This window comes from Haloplanus salinarum (genome assembly GCF_009762275.1).
In the GTDB taxonomy this organism is placed as follows: Archaea; Halobacteriota; Halobacteria; order Halobacteriales; family Haloferacaceae; genus Haloplanus; species Haloplanus salinarum.
Window position 1 is genome coordinate 311,738 of the sequence record NZ_CP034345.1, and the last position, 18,600, is coordinate 330,337.

Here is an 18,600-nt window from a genome sequence, read left to right on the forward strand (position 1 = left end):
CGAGACTGGACTGTTGTGACATCGTTGGCTCCGTCTGTTTTCCGCGCGTCGTCGGTGTAACGTCACGACGCCAGTCGCGGGACGGGCGTGTGACGAGTTCCCGAGAAGGCCGTGACGCCCCCCGTTAATAACTGCTGGGGTTACCGGTCGCCCCGGGCCGGCGAATCGACGATATCCGGGAACGGGCCGGACTTGGCGGCGGCGAGACGGTCGAACTGGTCGTCGGAGAGGGAGACGTCGGCGGCGCCGAGGTTCTCCTCCAGTTGGTCGACGGTTCGGGCGCCGACGATCGGTCCCACGACCTGGTCGTGGTGCAGGAGCCACGCGAGCGCGACCTGTGCGGGAGTGGCGTCGACCTCGGACGCTACCTCTCGGAGGGTGTCGAGGACGGCGAAGTTCTCGTCGGTGAGGTACTTCGATTCGAAGCTGTCGTCCTCGGCCGCCCGGGAGTCGACGTTCGAGACGTCGTCCCGGTCGTACTTGCCGGTCAGGAACCCCTCACCGAGTGGGCTCCACGGCACGACGCCGAGGTCCTCGCTCTCGCACATCTCCAGGAACGGCCCCTCGATCTCCCGATCGACGAGGTTGTACCGGGGCTGGACGACGGTGAACGGTTCGTAGCCCCGTGTGTCCGCGATGGCGTTCGCGCGGACGACCTTCCAGGCGTTGGGCCAGAGCGTCGAGGCGCCGAGGTGGTTGACCCGGCCGGAGTCGACGAAGCCGTCGAGCGTCCGCATGAACTCCTCGACGGGCGTTTCGTCGTCCCAGCGGTGGACGTACAGCAGGTCCACGTAGTCCGTCCCCAGGCGGTCGAGGATCGCGTCGATCTGTCGCCGGAGATGCTTCCGACCCAGTCCCCGTCCGTTCGGATCGTCACGGGTCGGCCAGTATATCTTCGAGGCGACGACGAAATCCTCCCGGTCGCGTTCGGCGAGCCAGTTGCCGATCCACGTCTCGCTCGTTCCCCCGCCGTACATGTCCGCGGTATCGATGAACCGACCACCGTGAGCCTCGTAGGTATCGAGGAGTTCGTACGCCCGCGTCTCGTCGATCTCGACCGATCCTTCGTCCGTCTCGCGGCCGAACCGCCACGTGCCGAAGGGCAGTTCCGTGACCATCGTCCCCGTCCGTCCGAGGGATACCCAGTCCATGGACGACGCTGTGTGGCGTCGAACGTAAAACTACCCGCTCAGTCGACGAGCGTCGCCATCCGATCGACGGCCTCGGCCCACGCGTCGCGGTCCTCGGGGTCGTACGCCGTGAGGTCGGCCGTCTCGCGGATCAGCCGCCGCCCCTCCGCGAGGTCCGCGATCGCGTCGGTGGCGTTCATCTGTACGAGGAGGTTCCCGATCGACGTCGCCTCGACGGGGCCGGCGACGACCGGAAGGCCGGTCGCTCCCGCCAGCATCCGGAGGAACGGCTCGTTTCTGACCCCGCCGCCGACGACGTTCAGCTGGTCGCTCTCGACGTCGGCGGCCCCTTGGAGCTGCGAGAGGGCGTACGCCGTCTTCGCCGCGAGGCTTTCGAGCAGACACCGGGTTATCTCTCCGACCCCCTCCGGGACGGCCTGTCCGGTCTCCCGGCAGTACTGGCCGATCTTCTCGACGATGTCGCCCTCCAGCGTTCCGGCCATGAACAGGTCGGCGTCCGGATCGATGAGCGGACCGAAGGGGTCGACCTCGGCCATCTCCGAGAGGATGGCGTCGTACTCGTGGGGTCTCCCCTCCTCGCGCCACTTCTCGCGGGCGTATTCGAGGAGGTTGAAACCGGTGACGTCCTTCAGGAACCGGGTCGTCCCCTCGGCACCGTACTCGTTGGAGGCCTCGACGGCGAAGGCCTCGTCGGTCACGCGTGGGGCGTCGAGTTCGATGCCGACGATGAACCACGAACCGGTGCTCAGGAAGGTCCGGTCGCCGGCACCGAACGGCGTCGCCGCGACGGCACACGCCGTGTCGTGGGTGGCCGTCAGGAGGATATCCGGGCGACTGTCGAGGCCGGGCGCGAACGACCCGTCGAGCGTTCCCACCTTCGTGCCGGGTTCCTCGAGGTCCGGCAGGAGGTCGGTCCGGAGGTCGAGCGTCTCGAGGAGGTCCGTCGCCCACGTCTCGGACTCGATGTCGAACATCTGTGTCGTCGAAGCGATCGATTTGTCGGGGTTGACGCTGCCCCCCATCGCGTGGCTGAGTACCTGCGGGAGCATCACCAGCGTATCCGCCGATCGGACGACCTCCGGCGAGGCGTGGGCCTGGTAGTGATACTGCCACAGCGAGTTGGGAACGTTCCAGTGGTTGATCCCCGTCCGCTCGAATATCTCGCGTTTCCCGGCGCGTTCGAGGAGGTCGTCGAGCGTCGACGTGACCGACGGATCGCGGTAGAAGTACGGATCACGCATCGGTTCGCCATCGCGGAAGAACGTGAAATCGAGGCCGGTCGTCTCGACGGCGAGGGTCGAGAGGGAACCGTACTCCCGTTCGGCCGCGAGAAGGCCCGCCTCGATTTCCTCGAGGAGTTGGTCGATGGCCCAGACGTACCGGCCGTCTCGCTCGACGGGGCCGTTGTCGAACCGATACACCTCCCCGACGTCGAGACTGTCGCCGTCGCGTCGCCCGACCCAGATGGTGCCGCCGTTGGACCCCACGTCGATCGCGACATGGTTTGTCATGCTACGAGATAGGACAGAGGGTGCAGATAAGCCTCACGCCGACGGCCACGCCGGAGGCCCGTTCCATCAGGAAAATAATTATGTATGATGATGGTAAACTGTGCAAAGACATGTCACGGGAGACCATTGACAGGCGTCGGTTTATTCGAGCGACAGGTGCCGCGGCCACCGTCACGGCCCTCGCGGGCTGTTCGGGCGGTGGCGGCGGTGGCGGTGGCGACGGTGGCGACGGTGGCAGCGAAAGCACACCCCCTGGAGAGGACGTGGAACCCGCCGACAGTATCCAGTACGTCGGGGAGAACACCCCGCCGACGAAGGCGCTGCGGTCCATCACGGATCGGTTCACCGAGGAGACGGGCATCGAGGTGGAGTACACGCTCCAGCCCCTCCTGAACTACACGGAGACGGTCGCGAGCGACCTCACCAGCGAGGCGGGCAACTACGACGCGATGTACGTCGACCCGTACAACATCGGGGCGCCGTACTACACCGACCTCGAACCGCTCAACGCGTACATCGAGGACAACGACTACGACTACGAGGACCACATCGAGATTCACCGCATCGCGTGCTCGGAGTACGAGGGCGACGGGACCATCAGGGGACTCCCCTACGACTGCCCGACCATCCTGCTCGCCTACCGCGGCGACGTCTTCGACGAGTACGGCGACCAGGCCACCAGCGACCTCGGGTTCGAAGCCGAACCGAACCCCGACATGACCTGGTCGCAGTACATGGAGGTCGCGAAGTGGATCAACGAGAACGTCCCGGACGACGTGGTCGAGTACGGGACGGGCCACATGGCCAAACAGCACCAGTCGCTGGCTAACGAGTTCGAGATGATCCAGTGGTCCTTCGGCGGGACGCAACTGGAGGGGTTCGACGGCAAGGATCCCATCCTTCCCGACGACATCTCGGCCGGGTTCACCGACGACGCCTCCATCGAGGCCGCCGAGTTCTACCAGGAACTGGTGACCGAGGTCGCCGCCCCCGGGAGTACGACCTGGAACTGGTCGGGGGTCGCCGAGGCCTTCGCCGGCGGCAACCTGGCGATGGCCCCGGAGTGGCACGAGTTCAACGGCATGTTCGCCGACCCCGAGGCGAGCGACGTGGCCGACTCGGTCCGGTGGACGCTCGCCCCCACGGGGCCGGCCGAGAACCGGAACGTCCAGTCCCACTACGGCGGGAGTAGCGTCGGCATCAACCGACACATCAGCCCGGAGAAGAAGAAGGCCGCGTGGATGTTCATCGAGTGGGCGACCTCCGAGGAGGTTCAGACCGAACTCCTCAAGCAGGCCGGCGGGACGCCGACCCGGCAGTCGGTCTACGACCGGAGCGAGGTCGAGGAGGCGAGCCAGATGCCCGCCTCCGAGAGCCCGATGCCCAACGTCGTGCCCCCCATCCTGGAGGGCTGGGACCTCGACAACGTCGGTCAGCGGCCCCACCATCCCGACTGGCTCCAGCTGGAGGAAGTCATCTACTCCGAGGGCTCCGCGATGGTCTCCGGCGACCAGTCGGCGGAGGCGACGATGCAGGACTGCGCCGACGGCTTCAGCAACATCCTGTAGTCGGCCGGCATCGGGACGACCAAAACACTCAAGTCGGTATTTTTTTCATTAGATTACACACCACCTGGAGGAGATACGATAATGGCCCAACACAAACAGGCGATGGAGGTCTCCGGCGTCCAGAACGCGTACGTCGGAGAGGAGCCGGACGAGTCCGGCGGCTCGATCCTGGAGTCGCTTCCCGTCTCGTTCGAGATGCTGTTGCTCCTACCGAGCATCATCACCCTCGCGGTACTCAGCATCATCCCGCTGGTCGTAATGATCTACCTGTCCTTCCACGAGGTCAACTTCACCCCCGTCGAGGAGCAGATCTTCATCGGCCTCGGGAACTTCGCGGAGATGGCTGCGGACGGCGGGTTCTGGAACTCGTGGAAGGTGACGGCCATCTACGTCGGTGGGTCGCTCGGCCTGCAACTCGGGCTGGGGATCTTCATCTCGGTGATGCTCCACCGGGTCATCAAAGGCGAGAACGTGTTCACGAGTATCATCATCATGCCGATGATGATCGCGCCCGTGGTCGTGGGGTTGATATGGCAGTTCCTCCTGGATCCCTCGTTCGGACTGTACACGTACCTGCTGAACCAGGTCGGACTGTTCGTCAACCAGCCGATTCTCGGGGACTCGACCAGCGCCATGGCCGCGGTGATCCTGATGGACACGTGGCAGTGGACGCCGCTGATCGTCCTGATCGTGCTGGCGCGGTTGAAGAGCATCCCCGAACACCTCTACGAGGCGGCGCGCGTCGACGGCGCGACCGGCATCACGCAGTTCCGGCACGTGACGCTCCCGCTGTTGCGACCCGCCATCGCCATCGCCCTCCTGTTGCGCTCGATGGACCTGATGCGATACTTCGCGAAGGTGTTCATCACGACCGGTGGCGGTCCGTCGAGTTCGACCAAGATCGTCGGGCTCTACGTCTACGAGCAGGCGCTCCGGTTTTACAACCTCGGGTACGGCTCCGCTACCGGCATCGTCTTGCTGATCGTCACCATCCTCATGGGCCTTGCGTTCGTCGAGACGATCATGGGAGGTGCCGGCGACGATGAGTAGTTCCACACGAACGGCACTCCCGAAACCGGTCCGCCGATACGGACCGGTCGTGGCGCTGGCGTTGATCTCCGTCTGGACGCTGCTCCCGCTGGCCTGGATGGCGCTCTCGTCGCTGAAGATCCGGCGGTCGATGTTCGAGTTCCCGCCGACGATATTCTTCGACCCGACGCTTCGGTATTACCAGGAGATGTTCCTGGGCGCGAACCCGGTGACGCCCTTCCTCGTCAACAGCGTCATCGTCGCGCTCGGCACGGCCGTCCTCTCCGTGGGACTGGGAACCGTCGGGGGGTACGGTCTCTCGCGGCTCGACCTCCAGGGCAAGAAACATCTGGCGTTCTGGATCATCAGCACCCGGATGGCGCCCATCGTCGTCGTCGTCATCCCGCTCTTTTACATCTACAACGCGCTGAACCTGCTGAACACCCACATCGGGCTCATCATCGCCCACACGACGTTCAACCTCCCCTTTGCCATCTGGTTGATGCGCTCCTTTTTCGACGAGGTGCCCGAGGCCTTGGAGGAAGCGGCGCGTATCGACGGCGCCACCAAGTGGGAGGCGTTCCGGAAGGTGTCCCTCCCGCTCGTGTTGCCGGGGATGGGCGCCACCGCCATCATCGCCATCGTCTTCTCGTGGAACGACTTCATCTTCGCGCTGATCTTCACCAGCAACGCCACGCAGACGATGCCCGTCGCGGCGTCGCAACTGGTCACCCAGACCGGGACGCTCTGGGGGCGGGTGATGGCGACCGGCGTCGTCATCCTCCTGCCGATGGTCACCTTCGGCGTCATCGTCAAGCGATATCTCGTGAGCGGCCTGACGATGGGAGCGGTCAAGCAATGACCCGTTCGCCTCGCGGTGGCCCCGCCTCTCGCATCGACCACCGACAACCGTATTCTCGACAGTAACCATGGCACAAATCGCACTCAATCACGTGAGCAAGACGTTCAACAACGGTAGCATCGTCGCGGTCAACGACCTGTCTCTCGAAATCGAGGACGAGGAGTTCCTCGTCCTCGTCGGCCCGTCGGGGTGTGGGAAATCGACGACGCTCCGCATGATCGCGGGCCTCGAGGACCCGACGGACGGCGACATCTCGATCGGGACGACTCGCGTGAACGGCCTCGAACCGCGCGAGCGGGATATCGCGATGGTGTTTCAGAACTACGCCCTGTACCCCCACATGAACGTGCGGGAGAACATCGGCTTCGGACTCCGGCTCTCCACCGACCTCTCGGACGCCGACATCGAGGAACGGGTCGAGGACGTGGCCGACCTGCTGGAGATCGGCGAACTCCTCGAGAAGAAACCCAAGTCGCTGTCCGGCGGCCAACAGCAGCGCGTCGCCCTCGGGCGGGCCATCGTCCGCGACCCGGAGGCGTTCCTGTTCGACGAACCGCTCTCGAACCTCGACGCGAAGCTTCGCAAGCAGATGCGGACGGAGATCTCCCGGATCCAGGAGCAGCTGGGCGTCACCTCCATCTACGTCACGCACGATCAGGAGGAGGCGATGACGATGGGCGACCGCATCGCAGTGATGAACGACGGTGCCCTCCAGCAGATCGGCGAACCGAACGACGTGTACAACCACCCCACCAACCTGTTCGTCGCCGGCTTCATCGGCAGCCCGTCGATGAACACCGTCGAGGCGGAAGTCGTCCGTCGCGACGGGCGGACGCTCCTGGAGTCCGTCACGGGCGATGCCTTCACGTACGACCTGGACGCGACGGCGGACGCGAACGCGGACCACCCGGTCGAGGCGGGCGATCGGGTAACCGTCGGCGTCCGGCCGGAGGACGTGGTGCTGCGCGCCGAGGCAGCGGCGTTCGAGGGCCAACACCACACGACGACCGTCGACGTGGTCGAACCGCTCGGGAGCGATAACCTCCTGTATTTCAACGTGGGCTCCCGGACGTGGACCGCGCGCGTCTCACCCGGGTTCGAACCCGAGTCCGGGACCAGCGTTCACTTCGGGTTCCCGCGCGAGGCGCTGTACATCTTCGACGAGGAGGGGACGACGGTCGAGTCGCGCAACCTCGCCGACCCCGCCGAGGCACGACAGGTGACCCACGGCGACGGCGACGGCGTCGTCAACACGTAGCGTCGCGACCGCCGTCCCCCCACGATGACAAAGTTGATTTGAGTGTGGGTGAAACCGACGTTCGATGCAAGCGACCCGACCAATCGTAGGTGTAACTATGGGGGATCCGGCAGGTATCGGGAGCGAGATAATCGTCAAATCCTACCCGCAGGTGTGTGACGACGTTCGGATGGTCGTCCTCGGAGACGTGGACGTGATGCGAAACGCCGTCGCGGCCTGCGACAGCGACCTCTCGATTCGGGACGTCGACGCCGTCGGCGACGCCGACTACGCCGACGGAACCCTCGACGTCGTCGACTTCGACAACGTCGACGAGGTGGCTCGCGGTGAACACCGGGGCGACTACGGCCGGGCGAGCCTCGAGTACGTCGAGCGCGGTATCGAACTCGCGCTTGCGGGCGACATCGACGCCATGTGCAACGCGCCGATAAACAAGAAGGCACTCGAACTGGGCGGGAGCGACTACGCGGGGCATACGAACCTACTCGCCGACCGGACGGACACCGACGAGTATTCGATGCTTCTCATTCAGGACGGGCTGCACGTCACCCACGTCACCGTCCACATGTCGCTCCAGGAGGCCATCGACACCATCTCGACGGAGCGTGTCCTCGAAACCATCGAGGTGACCGACGAGGGCCTCCGTGATTTGGGTATCGAGGACCCCTCGATCGCCGTCTGTGGGCTGAACCCCCACGCCGGTGAGGACGGCGTCCTCGGCACCGAGGACGGGGAGGAGATCGAACCGGCGGTCGAGCAGGCCCAGGAGGCAGGTATCGATGCATCGGGGCCCTGGGCACCGGACAACATCTTCAACCAAGCTGCAGTCGGTCGGTTCGACGGCGTCGTCGCGATGTACCACGACCAGGGGCACATCCCCGTCTACATCCACGGCGTGTTGCCGAGCGGCGGCGTCGCGGGCGTCAACATGACCATCGGCCTCCCGATCATTCGGACGAGCACCATGCACGGCACCGCGTTCGACATCGCGGGCGAGGGTATCGCGGACGCGGACAGCATGATCGACGCGCTCCAGGCGGCGGGGCGGGCGGCGGAGGCGGGCATGGCGGCGACGCCCCCTTCGACGGAGTAACCGACGCGCACGAACCCCGGCGACACGTATAAGTCCCTATTCTCGAAGGATAGGGGTATGCACGTGACCGGCTACGAACTCTTCTCCGTACCACCGCGGTGGTTGTTTCTGAAACTGACGACCAGCGACGGGACGGTGGGGTGGGGAGAGCCAGCCCTCGAGGGGCGCACCCGAACGGTTCGGGCGGCGGTCAGCGAACTGGTCGAGGACTTCCTCCTCGGCAACGACCCGATGGAGATCGAGCGCCACTGGCAGCGCTGTTATCGTGGCGGTCACTACCGCGGTGGCCCCATCCTTTCGAGCGCCATCGCGGGCATCGACCAGGCGCTCTGGGACATCAAGGGCCAGCAACTGGGGGTTCCCGTCTACCAGTTACTCGGCGGCCGGGCGCGGGACCGAATCCCCCTCTACCAGTGGGTCGGCGGCGACCAGCCGGCGGAGGTGGCCGCGGACGCCGAACGCGCCGTCGACGACGGCTACTCCGTGGTCAAGCTGACGATGACCGCGCGCTCACACGCACGGAACAGCGAGGAAGTCGTCGAAATCGCGGAGGACCGCGTCGCGGCGGTCGACGATGCCGTCGGCGACGAGGCCGACATCGCCGTCGACTGCCGGGGGCGTATCAGCAAGGGTCGTCTCCCCCGCCTCGCGAGCGTGCTCGAACCGTACGGCGTCCGGTTCCTCGAGGAACCCGTCTTACCCGACCAGAACGAATCGCTCGAACGGCTGTCGCCGGCGGTCGGCGCTCCCATGGCGACGGGCCAGCGGATGTACACGCGCTGGGATTTCAAACGCGTCCTCGGCAACGACGCCGTCGCCATCGTCCAACCCGACATCTCCCACGCAGGCGGCATCTCCGAGGTGAAGAAGATAGCCGCCATGGCCGAGGCGTACGACGTGGACGTGATGCCGAAATGCCCCGTCGGCCCGATATCACTCGCCGCGTGTCTCCAGATCGACTTCAGCACCCCCAACGCGGTCCTCCAGGAGCAGAGTATCGGCGTCCACGAACCGGCGGGCAACGAACACCTCCGGTATCTCGAGGATCCAGCCGTCTTCGAGTACGAGGACGGCGACCTCGAACCGCCAACCGAACCGGGGCTCGGCATCGACGTCGACGAGTCCTACGTCCGAGAGCAGTCCGAAAAGGAGATCCGCTGGCAGACGCCGCTCTGGCACCACGAGGACGGCAGCGTCGCCGAGTGGTAGCGGGTTTACCGATGCTAAACGATTAGTGAGAGAAGCACGGAGAGGGTGGCATGGACGTCAACGCCCGCAACCCGGTCAAGACGACACGGACGACCCTGCACATCGTCGAGATGCTCGTAGCCCGCGATGGGGCGTCGGTGACGGAGCTGGCGGCGGCCACGCCGTTCACGAAGGGAACCGTCCACAACCACCTCGCGACCCTCCGTGAGAGCGGGTACGTCACCAAGGACGGGGATATCTACCACGTCGGCCTCCGGTTTCTGTACCCGGCCCGGCGGGCGACGGAGCGGACGAGACTCGCGACCGTCCCGAGGGACGCCCTCGTGGAACTCGCCGAGGCCACGGGGCAGCGAATCGACCTGGTGGCACGCGAGGAACACCAGGCGGTACTCGTCCACAGCGAACAGGGTGAGAAGTACGCGGGACCGGACGGTGTCGCCGGCGACACCCTCCCGCTTCACTGTTCGGCGGCCGGGAAGGCGGTTCTCGCCAACCACGACGGCCTCGACGCGTCCGATGCCATCGACATCGCCGATCCGGTCGAGCGGACGGACCACACCATCACCGACACCGAACCCCTCCGTCGGGAACTCGAACACGTGCGCGACGAGGGGCTCGCCTACGATCGGGGCGAACTGTACGCCGGGGTCCAGGGCATCGCCGTCCCCATCGTCCTGTCGGGCACCGTCCGGGGCGCCGTCGGCGTCCTCGGCATCGACGAACACATGCGCGGGAAGACGTTCCAACAGGACATCCCGGGCCTCGCCATCAGCGCCGCGGAACGACTGACACAGCGCCTCCGCGACGCCGGTGTTTAGTACTTCTAAACGATCCTCGCAGTCCCCGATCTAGTGTGAACGTTAATGATGGTTCCGGGGGCGCCACGGGGGATCCGTGGGGGGCGCTGGACGCCATCGTTTAGTAGGGCAAAACAAGGGGGTCACCGACGCCACGGAGACACGAATCGAGCGACGTTCGAACGGCTGTATCCCGGACGATATCGTGGAAGGGTCTCACCCGTCGTTACGCTCGCTATACGCCGTCCGCGGCGTCCTGCCAGGCGTCCGCCGGATCGGCGTTCCGATGGACGACGGCACCGAGCGCGGCGACGACCCGCTCCGGGTCGGGCGTCTGCCAGATGGACCGGCCGATGATGGGCCCACGGGCGCCCGCCGCGACGGCCTCGGACACCGTTTCCAGCATCGACTCGGTACGGCCCGAGGAGGGACCACCGAGGACGGTGACCGGCACGGGTGAGGCGTCGACGATGGGTTCGAACGTCTCCCGGTCGCCGGTGTACGGTATCTTGAGCACGTCGGCGCCGTACTCCCACGCGAGGCGGCTCGCGTTCCCGACCAGCTCCGGATCGGTACTCCGGTCGTCCGGGACGTGACGGCCCCACATCACCGGTTCGACGACGAGGGGGATACCCGTGTCGTGGAGTTGCTCCGCCAGTTCACAGACGTGGGCGACGTTGCGTTCGAACACCCGTGGGTCGTCGCGGCCGAACACGAGGGCGACCTTGATCCCCTTCGGGTCGAACTCCCGGAGGAACGACGTCGAGAAGGCCGGCGTCCAGATGTCCTCGCCCGTCCGGGCGCCGGGGCGTGCCGAGAACAGCGCCGCGTCGGCGGTGAGCAGGACGTCGACGTCCGACGATTCGAGCGTGTCGGCGAACCGTCGGGCGAAGTGCGGACCGACGAGGACCCCGTCCGGGTCGCCCGCCAGGACGGCCCGGAGCGTCGACTCGGGCCGTTCGAACCCATCGACCGAGCCCATGTTGAGGCCGTGGTCCAGGGCGACGACGACGGCGTTTCCCGACTGCGTATCGAGGAGGTCGTATGTCTCAGTCATGCGACTTCGTCCCTATCTCGGAGACGGGGATGTAAAATTCACCGGTCGCTGAAGGCGTCGAGGTAGCCGTCGAGGAACGCCCGGAGGGCCGCCTCGTCCGGCGGCGCACCGTTCCGGACGAAGTGACCGGCGACGACGTTGCCCAGACAGACGGCCGCCGGATCCGAGAGGCCGACCGCGAGGCCGAGCAACAGGCCGACGTTGAAGTGATCGCCCGCACTGGTCGTCATCGCCGGGTCGTCGACGGTGGGGACGGCGACCGACGCTATCCCGTCGGGGCCGGCGGCGACCGAGACGTCGTCGCCGTGGGCGACGGCACGACGCAGGCCGAGGCCGTCCTGGACCGCCGTGGCGGCCGCCGACAGCGACGACGACTCCGTGCCGACCGCCGCCGCCAGCCGCCCCATCTCCGCGCGGTTCGCACTCAACGTCACCGGCGCGACGTCCGCGAACGCCCGTATCGGATCGATGCCCTCGGCGAGGATGTCGTCGGAGAGTTGGCGAACGTCGCCGGGGTCCAACAGCACCGTCTCCGGCGGGTCCGCGAGCGTCGGCCACACCGACTCCCTGAGTCCGGTCAGTACCGACGGGAGTTCGGGGATGACCACCCAGTAGCCGATGCCGAGCGCGTCGGCGCCGTCGAGGGCGTCGGCGAGCGTCTCGACACCGACCGCGTCGGTGAGCGTCTCCCAGTCCAGCGTCCGCGTCGCCCCCGTCTCCGTGACGAGGAGTTTGCCGTCGTCGAACTCGACGGCCTCGGTGTAGTTCGGGGCGCCGAACGAGTGGCGGGTCGCCGTCGCGAACTCGTCGGCGAACACGTCGAGTTCCGGATTCCCGTACGCCCCGATCATCACGGGACTGGCCCCGAGTCCGATGAACGCGCGGGCCAGGTGACAGGTGAGGCCGCCGGTTCGGGTGCCCTCGCGCGTCCACTCGACGGTGATGGAACTCCGATCGTCGGCCGACGCCGCGATACGCTCGCCGAACGCGCCGAGTTCCGTCATCGGTTCGAACGATTCGGCGGTGGTGCGCTCGTCGATCACCCGCCGGACGTTGTCGACGAAGCCGTCGAATCCGAGGACCGTTCGGGGCGGCCGCACCGACGCCGGGAGTTCGCGCCGACAGGCCGCCACGGCGTCGCGGGTCGCCTCGTCGAGGCTCGTTTCCTGACTCATCGGTGCTCCCCTCTGTGAGGGCCTCCGTAATAGGGATTGTCGTCGGGTAACGCTTTAGTGGGTCATTCGCGTGGGTCCCGGTATGCGAAGCGCCGTACTGACCGAACCGGAGACGTTCGAGTTCGAGGAACGCCCCCGTCCGGAGCCCGGACCCACCGACGTACTCGTGGCCGTGGGACGGGTCGGTATCTGCGGGTCCGACGTCCACTACTACCGTCACGGGCGCATCGGTGACTTCGTCGTCGAGAACCCCCTCGTCCTCGGCCACGAGAGCGCGGGCGAGGTAGTCGCCGTCGGGGCGGACGTCGAGGACGTGGCCGTCGGGGATCGGGTCGCGCTCGAACCCGGGGTCCCCTGCCTCGACTGTGATGCCTGCCGGCGGGGGGAGTACAACCTCTGTCCCGACGTGCGATTCATGGCGACGCCACCGATCGACGGCGCGTTCACCGAGTACGTCGCCTGGCCGGCCGAGTTCGCCTATCCACTCCCCGAGAACGTGTCGACGCGGGCGGGCGCACTCTGTGAACCCCTGAGCGTCGGCCTCCACGCTGCCCGCCGCGGAAACGTCGACGTCGGCGACACCGTCCTCATCACGGGCGGTGGACCGATCGGAATGCTCGCCATGGAGGCCGCCCGCGTCGCCGGCGCCTCGGAGATCATCCTCAGCGACGTCGTTCCGGAGAAACTCGAGCGGGCCAGGGCACGCGGTGCCGACGCCACCGTCGATCCGTCCCAGGAGGACCTGGTCGAGCGGGTGGCCGAACTCACCAGCGCAGACGGTGTCGACGTGGTCATCGAAGCGTCGGGCGCCGATACCGCCATCCGGTCGACCACCGAGGTCGTTCGCCGCGGCGGCTCCATCGCCCTCGTCGGCCTCGCCGGCGAGGGGGAGATCCCGCTCGACACCCACGACATCATCAACGACGAACTCGACGTCCACGGCTCCTTTCGCTTCCGGAACACCTACCCCGCAGCCATCGACCTCCTGGCGAGCGGCGACGTCGACGTCGAAGGAATCATCGACTTCGAGATGCCGCTCTCGGAGTTGACCGCGGCCTTCGAGCGGACGGACGATCCCTCGCTCGTCAAGGGGATGGTCACCGTCGGCGACTGATTACCGAACGGTGAACCCGCCGTCGACGAAGACGACTTCGCCGGTCATGTAGGAGGAGGCGTCCGACGCGAGAAACACCGCGACGGGTTTGAGTTCCGCCGGCCGACCGAGCCGACCCATCGGCGTGTCCGCCAACCACGTCTCCTCCATCTCCGGATCCTCGGCGAGCGTGCTGTCGACCATGTCCGTTCGCATGTATCCGGGCGCGATGGCGTTGACCCGAATGTCGTCCGCCGCCCACTCCGAGGCCAACGATCGGGTGAGGCCGGCGACGCCGGATTTCGAGGCGTTGTACCCCGCCTGTGGCTGGGGGTGATTGGCGATGTGCCCCGACATCGAGGCGATATTGATGATCGATCCCGCCGCATCCCGTTCGAGCAGCCGTGCGCCGACGTGTTTAGCACAGCAAAATACGCCGGTCAAGTTCACGTCGACGACCCGCTCCCACTGGTCGAGGGTCATCTCCTCCGCCGGCTCGTTCTCGACGATGCCGGCGTTGTTGACGAGGACGTCGACCGGGCCGAGTTCCGACTCGACGTGATCGACCATCGCCTCGACGTCGTCCTCGCTGGTGACGTCCGCCCGGACGAACGTCGTCTCCGCACCGGTGTTCTCGGCGATGGTCGCCGCTGTCTCGGTACCGGTATCGGCGTCGACGTCGGCGATGGCGACGTCGGCACCGGCCTCCGCGAGACCCGTCGCCATCCGCCGACCGAGGCCACGTCCGGCCCCGGTCACGAGCGCTGTTTCGCCGTCGAGTCGAAACGAGTCCATGACAGACATGCGCGTGGCGTCACGTCGGACGCCCATAAATCCTCGGTCGACGGTCACCGATCCGCGGCGGACTCCGGGCTGTTGTAGGTACTCGGATCGGGCGTCGGAATGCTGATCTCCTGGCCGTCGAGTTCGATCCGGTTGATGGACGAAAACCCGACGCACGTAGACGTCGTGACCGAAAACCGGGTTCCGAATCCAGCGCGTTCACCCGGACCGACGAACCCGATGATCGCCGAGAGCGGATCCACCGTGTGGCGTGTAAGCCGCGACACCGCCGTGCGCTCCACGGTCGAACGACCGCGATTTTCATAACAACAGTACTGTTGTTATGCATTAGTGCATGGGATCCCCAACCGCCGCGGCGACGCGAACCCGGCCGGGGACCGGGACGCCGGGTCCCGCCACCGTTCGACACCGTTCCGGCGCGCCGCCCGCCCCGGTCGCGGGTTCCGTCAGTTCGTGCGCTGTGGCGGCGGGCGGGGGCCGTCGGTCCACACGAACCGGTCGCCGACTGTGGACGCGGGAGCACGTCCCTCGCTCGCCGGGTGCGCAAGCCCTGGAGGTCGCGTTCGAGCCGTTCGGACCGTCCGCGCCGTTCGCGACACGCGGACGAACTCGTGAGGACCACGGAACACGACTTGCCCACCGATCCGGAACGACGGGCAGGTGTGAACCCACGTTCCACCTGTGAGGGTGCGAGATCGCGGCGATTATATCACTTTCTTATACAGTATAGAAAGTTGGTAGGTCGACGGCGAGCGTCGTCGGCCGTTCGAACGGACGGATGCGGACATCGATCCACGGGAGGATGGTCCCGATCGTATCGAGTGGAACCCGGTTTTTGTAGTCGGCTCACTGTCAACCCGTTCGCATCGGGAAAATCCCGTTCCACGGACACGGATTCGCCATCGTCTGTCCGTAGATGGATATATTTGTAAACCGAGTTGATTTGACACCTATACGCGTTCTGATTACTCCGATGGGGACGGACGTCTTCGGGATCCGGGCTCACCGGGTACGCCCTACGGTTCCACGACCGCCCAGAAGCGAACGCTTCCGGGGACGGTCCACAGCAGTTCGGGTAGGTCGCTGTCGGCCGGATCGACGCCGTCCGTCCGGTGGTGTCGGGGTTCCAGCAGCCGTCGGACGACGAACCCAGCGTCGTCGAGGGCGTTGTGGATGTCGGCGACCGTTCGATCGAAGACTACCAAGTCGGCTTCGTAGTCGTCGTCGATCTTGACCTCCTCCCACGGCTGAAGCCGTGGGATTCCTCCGTGGGTAATCCAACCAGTCGATTACCCCGGCTGCCAACTTGCGGGTTTGCTGAGGCTGGGTTGGTCAACTGAACGCGACTGTTCCCCAAAGTCGGCGAGTATCCAGTCGTGTTCGTTCCACTGCCAGTACGCCCCCTCTTGGGGTGCGTCCCTGCCGCGTTCAGCAGACAGGGCAGCAGGCCGGGCCATCGGCCCAACTTCAGACTGCAAGATGTTCCACGCTCCTGCCACGTCACTATGATCATCCAATTCACAGTCGTGACAGCGGAACGAATCGCCATTGCGCGTCACGTCACTACTTGCACACTCGGGGCACTCGCTACTCGAATCGGCTTCGCTTACTTCTGGAACTACAATTCCAACATCACCGAGTGTCAGTTGTATCCGCTCCAGTAGCTGTCGGTGTGACCAGAAGGCGTGAGTCTTCTCGTTCACATCAGCACTCCAATGAGTGTCCAGTACATCGGCCAAGTCACCAACATACACCGTGTCAACATTCCGCTCAAGCAGCCAATCAGTAACGTGTTTCACCGCCGCGTCACGGCTGTGATTGCGTTTTCGTGACCGCTCATCATACAGCCGCTTGATGCGATGGCTCGTATATTCTTCTTCTGGAAGTTCTGACTGGAGTGTGGCGATCCGCTCGGAATGGCTCTGGAACCGATTAAACTCTGGGCGAGCATGGTACACAGCGGTTTCACCGCCTTCGGTGACAACAGCCAACGTGTTGTTCGCACCTACGTCGATAGCAGCTGCCTGCGTCGTGTTCTCGGAGTCGAGTGTGTGAGTGAAAGCATCCTTCCGCTGTTGTTGCAGATTGTCTGGTCGAATGCGAACGGGATGCTGGACACGAAGCTGGGCAGCGTGTTCATCGTAGATGAGTTCCAAGCGGCTATCGTCACTGTCCCACTGCGGGTTGCCCCGAACTTCGAGCGTGACACGCTCGTTGTGCTCGAAATCGTAGCGGTCTTCGAGTACGTCACCGACGCCAAATTCGAGTGTACTCCGGTTTTCGTCCCAGTCGAACGTGTAGAGGTCATTGCGGACGAGGCCGTGCAACTCGTAGCCCTCATCACGAGTGCCCCAGTACCCCGGTGGTGACGGTTTCTCGGTCACTGTCGGGCCGGAGTCGTCGTGGTACTTGTCAAGCAACCGGAAGTGACTGCGCCACGCTTCGCTGTTCTTGCGAGCGATCTGCTGGCACGTTGCTTTCCCAAGGATGGGGGCATACTCGTCGTACAGGTCGGTGTAGTCAGCGTCCCACACGTCGCCATCGTCACTGAAATAGGCTTGGCGGCGTCGGTAGGTGATCTGATTCCAGAGCGGGGCGTGGGCGGCCAGCCAGTCGAACAAACACTGCCGATACCTGTTGCTGGTTGCTTCAGCAGTGTAGGTATTCGTTCGCTGTGGCCGGTCGCTCACACAGTACATTATGTGATAGAATATCCTAAATGTTGGGATTACAACCTGCCTATGTCCTGTGGTTTGTGGCATATCATGTCGGCTTCATCCCACGGCTAAAGCCGTGGGCTTTCGCCTCGCTACCGATGTAACTCCGTTCGAAGGTCTCCGCCTCCAAGTCGACCATCTCGCGGATCGGATGGGGTACGCTGACCACGAAGACGCCGTCGTCCCGCAGGATTCGGCGGACTTCGCGGAACGCCTCCCCGAGGTGTTCGATCATCTGGTACACCACCTCCGAGGAAGCCACGTCGAAGCTGTCGTCGGGAAAGGGCAGGTTCGTCACGTCGCCCTGCAGAAACCGTGCGTCGACGCCGTAGAAATCCCGCAATCGCCGTGCGTGTCGGAGTTGTTCGCCGGAGAGGTCGACGCCGACGACGGTGTCGGCACCCAGGTCGGCGGTGCCGACGCTCGCTTGTCCACCGCCACAACCCAGTTCGACGTACTCCAGTCCGGCTACCGAGTCGAGGACGTCGGGTTGTGGCCCGCCGGGAGCATCATCGACGAACGGCGAGGGAGCCGGCGGGAGGTCACCATCCGCCGTGTCGGCGTTCCACAACGCCTGAAAGTCGTCGCTCCACGCGTTCCAGAGTCGCCGGTTTTCGCGTCGGTGATCGGTCATCGGTCGCCGTTCACGTGACCGAGTCAATAGGAGTTGGGGGTCCACGCTCGAATGCAATCACTCGCCCACGACGAGGGTCACGATGGCGTAACCGATGGTTTCGCCGGCTGGAAAGGGCCATCGCGGCACGAAAGGGAGTCGTATTAACCAACAAATCTATGACCGTCGCGGTACGTTGGTTAATACGAGGCGACAACCGATGCCCCGCGAACCACCGACACCGCCGGCGGCGCTCCCGACGGAGTTCGCCGAGACGCTCGACGAACGGACGCCGGACCAGCTCCGATCCGTTGCCCGCTACGCCGAATCGTTGGCGGAGCACAAGGCCCGAGCGGCCCGTCTCGAGGCGGAACCGGACGAGAATGGCGAGACGGAATCGGACGGTGACGGGAACGACGAACGTCTCGACGACCGGCCCGAGGACGTCCCGTCGAAGGCGACGATCACTGTCAAGGAGATCAACGACAACCGCTACTACTACTGGCAGTGGCGGGACGGCGAGACGGTGACCTCCAAATACAAAGCGCCGGTCGATCCGGACGAATAGCTTTCGCCCACGCCACGACGGCCGACGATACACATCGATAGGAGGGTGTACGGATAGCCACCGCGTGAACACATCGATAGGAGGGTGTACGGATG

At 65.2% G+C, this 18,600-nt stretch carries 17 protein-coding genes; 9 read left to right on the forward strand and 8 right to left on the reverse strand.

Annotated features, from left to right (window positions below; genetic code table 11):
• Window positions 1-140 precede the first annotated feature (140 nt).
• On the reverse strand, window positions 141-1,151 hold the full coding sequence (locus EI982_RS02795) for an aldo/keto reductase (RefSeq protein WP_157688034.1): 1,011 nt from the start codon (window positions 1,149-1,151) through the stop codon (window positions 141-143).
• 38 nt (window positions 1,152-1,189) lie between these two features.
• Window positions 1,190-2,662 carry a rhamnulokinase gene (locus EI982_RS02800; protein ID WP_157688035.1) on the reverse strand — a complete coding sequence of 491 codons (1,473 nt, stop codon included), beginning with the start codon at window positions 2,660-2,662 and terminating at the stop codon, window positions 1,190-1,192.
• A 110-nt stretch (window positions 2,663-2,772) separates the two neighbouring features.
• Between EI982_RS02800 and EI982_RS02805 the strand changes: the two genes are divergently transcribed.
• The 7 genes from EI982_RS02805 to EI982_RS02835 all read left to right on the forward strand — a co-directional run bounded on the left by EI982_RS02805 (window position 2,773) and on the right by EI982_RS02835 (window position 10,499).
• Window positions 2,773-4,230, forward strand: coding sequence for an extracellular solute-binding protein (locus tag EI982_RS02805; RefSeq protein WP_157688036.1), 1,458 nt, complete (start codon window positions 2,773-2,775; stop codon window positions 4,228-4,230).
• An 81-nt stretch (window positions 4,231-4,311) separates the two neighbouring features.
• Window positions 4,312-5,280, forward strand: coding sequence for a carbohydrate ABC transporter permease (locus tag EI982_RS02810; protein WP_157688037.1), 969 nt, complete (start codon window positions 4,312-4,314; stop codon window positions 5,278-5,280).
• The gene (locus EI982_RS02815) at window positions 5,273-6,121 is read left to right on the forward strand and encodes a carbohydrate ABC transporter permease (protein ID WP_157688038.1); all 849 of its coding nucleotides are present in this window, start codon (window positions 5,273-5,275) and stop codon (window positions 6,119-6,121) included. The genes EI982_RS02810 and EI982_RS02815 overlap by 8 nt, the downstream gene beginning before the upstream one ends.
• Before the next feature lie 67 nt (window positions 6,122-6,188).
• Window positions 6,189-7,379: an ABC transporter ATP-binding protein gene (locus EI982_RS02820; protein WP_157688039.1), complete on the forward strand. Its 1,191-nt coding sequence runs from the start codon at window positions 6,189-6,191 to the stop codon at window positions 7,377-7,379.
• Between the two features lie 97 nt (window positions 7,380-7,476).
• Complete coding sequence (pdxA, locus tag EI982_RS02825) at window positions 7,477-8,472, forward strand: 4-hydroxythreonine-4-phosphate dehydrogenase PdxA (RefSeq protein ID WP_157688040.1); 996 nt, start codon at window positions 7,477-7,479, stop codon at window positions 8,470-8,472.
• Window positions 8,473-8,529: 57 nt separating this feature from the next.
• The gene (dgoD, locus tag EI982_RS02830) at window positions 8,530-9,681 is read left to right on the forward strand and encodes a galactonate dehydratase (RefSeq protein ID WP_157688041.1); all 1,152 of its coding nucleotides are present in this window, start codon (window positions 8,530-8,532) and stop codon (window positions 9,679-9,681) included.
• A 50-nt stretch (window positions 9,682-9,731) separates the two neighbouring features.
• A complete protein-coding gene (locus EI982_RS02835; RefSeq protein WP_157688042.1) occupies window positions 9,732-10,499 on the forward strand; it encodes an IclR family transcriptional regulator in 768 nt (255 codons plus the stop codon).
• Between the two features lie 214 nt (window positions 10,500-10,713).
• On the opposite strand, the gene EI982_RS02840 is transcribed toward EI982_RS02835, so the two are convergent.
• A complete protein-coding gene (locus EI982_RS02840) occupies window positions 10,714-11,535 on the reverse strand; it encodes a class I fructose-bisphosphate aldolase (protein WP_157688043.1) in 822 nt (273 codons plus the stop codon).
• A 38-nt stretch (window positions 11,536-11,573) separates the two neighbouring features.
• Complete coding sequence (locus EI982_RS02845) at window positions 11,574-12,710, reverse strand: hypothetical protein (RefSeq protein ID WP_157688044.1); 1,137 nt, start codon at window positions 12,708-12,710, stop codon at window positions 11,574-11,576.
• Window positions 12,711-12,792: 82 nt separating this feature from the next.
• On the opposite strand from EI982_RS02845, the gene EI982_RS02850 reads away from it, so the two are divergent.
• Window positions 12,793-13,824, forward strand: a complete 1,032-nt coding sequence (locus EI982_RS02850) for an NAD(P)-dependent alcohol dehydrogenase (RefSeq protein ID WP_157688045.1) — start codon at window positions 12,793-12,795, stop codon at window positions 13,822-13,824.
• Here EI982_RS02850 and EI982_RS02855 read toward each other — a convergent pair whose 3' ends face one another.
• The 4 genes from EI982_RS02855 to EI982_RS02870 all read right to left on the reverse strand — a co-directional run bounded on the left by EI982_RS02855 (window position 13,825) and on the right by EI982_RS02870 (window position 17,958).
• A complete protein-coding gene (locus EI982_RS02855; protein ID WP_157688046.1) occupies window positions 13,825-14,607 on the reverse strand; it encodes an SDR family NAD(P)-dependent oxidoreductase in 783 nt (260 codons plus the stop codon). It lies immediately after the preceding gene.
• A 1,016-nt stretch (window positions 14,608-15,623) separates the two neighbouring features.
• Window positions 15,624-15,812, reverse strand: a complete 189-nt coding sequence (locus EI982_RS02860) for a hypothetical protein (protein ID WP_199243708.1) — start codon at window positions 15,810-15,812, stop codon at window positions 15,624-15,626.
• Between the two features lie 84 nt (window positions 15,813-15,896).
• Window positions 15,897-17,297: an RNA-guided endonuclease TnpB family protein gene (locus EI982_RS02865; RefSeq protein WP_157688047.1), complete on the reverse strand. Its 1,401-nt coding sequence runs from the start codon at window positions 17,295-17,297 to the stop codon at window positions 15,897-15,899.
• Window positions 17,298-17,370: 73 nt separating this feature from the next.
• On the reverse strand, window positions 17,371-17,958 hold the full coding sequence (locus EI982_RS02870) for a class I SAM-dependent methyltransferase (RefSeq protein ID WP_157688048.1): 588 nt from the start codon (window positions 17,956-17,958) through the stop codon (window positions 17,371-17,373).
• Between the two features lie 199 nt (window positions 17,959-18,157).
• On the opposite strand from EI982_RS02870, the gene EI982_RS02875 reads away from it, so the two are divergent.
• Window positions 18,158-18,505: a hypothetical protein gene (locus EI982_RS02875; RefSeq protein WP_157688049.1), complete on the forward strand. Its 348-nt coding sequence runs from the start codon at window positions 18,158-18,160 to the stop codon at window positions 18,503-18,505.
• The last annotated feature ends 95 nt before the right edge of the window (window positions 18,506-18,600 follow it).

Bases quoted from the DNA above. Each gene is read 5' to 3' on its own strand.
- EI982_RS02870 (WP_157688048.1), bottom strand. From the start codon at position 17,958: ATGACCGATCACCGACGCGAAAACCGGCGACTCTGGAACGCGTGGAGC.
- EI982_RS02875 (WP_157688049.1), top strand. From the start codon at position 18,158: ATGCCCCGCGAACCACCGACACCGCCGGCGGCGCTCCCGACGGAGTTC.
- EI982_RS02850 (WP_157688045.1), top strand. From the start codon at position 12,793: ATGCGAAGCGCCGTACTGACCGAACCGGAGACGTTCGAGTTCGAGGAA.
- EI982_RS02795 (WP_157688034.1), bottom strand. From the start codon at position 1,151: ATGGACTGGGTATCCCTCGGACGGACGGGGACGATGGTCACGGAACTG.
- EI982_RS02805 (WP_157688036.1), top strand. From the start codon at position 2,773: ATGTCACGGGAGACCATTGACAGGCGTCGGTTTATTCGAGCGACAGGT.
- EI982_RS02810 (WP_157688037.1), top strand. From the start codon at position 4,312: ATGGCCCAACACAAACAGGCGATGGAGGTCTCCGGCGTCCAGAACGCG.
- EI982_RS02820 (WP_157688039.1), top strand. From the start codon at position 6,189: ATGGCACAAATCGCACTCAATCACGTGAGCAAGACGTTCAACAACGGT.
- pdxA (WP_157688040.1), top strand. From the start codon at position 7,477: ATGGGGGATCCGGCAGGTATCGGGAGCGAGATAATCGTCAAATCCTAC.
- EI982_RS02835 (WP_157688042.1), top strand. From the start codon at position 9,732: ATGGACGTCAACGCCCGCAACCCGGTCAAGACGACACGGACGACCCTG.
- EI982_RS02815 (WP_157688038.1), top strand. From the start codon at position 5,273: ATGAGTAGTTCCACACGAACGGCACTCCCGAAACCGGTCCGCCGATAC.
- dgoD (WP_157688041.1), top strand. From the start codon at position 8,530: ATGCACGTGACCGGCTACGAACTCTTCTCCGTACCACCGCGGTGGTTG.
- EI982_RS02840 (WP_157688043.1), bottom strand. From the start codon at position 11,535: ATGACTGAGACATACGACCTCCTCGATACGCAGTCGGGAAACGCCGTC.
- EI982_RS02855 (WP_157688046.1), bottom strand. From the start codon at position 14,607: ATGTCTGTCATGGACTCGTTTCGACTCGACGGCGAAACAGCGCTCGTG.
- EI982_RS02800 (WP_157688035.1), bottom strand. From the start codon at position 2,662: ATGACAAACCATGTCGCGATCGACGTGGGGTCCAACGGCGGCACCATC.
- EI982_RS02845 (WP_157688044.1), bottom strand. From the start codon at position 12,710: ATGAGTCAGGAAACGAGCCTCGACGAGGCGACCCGCGACGCCGTGGCG.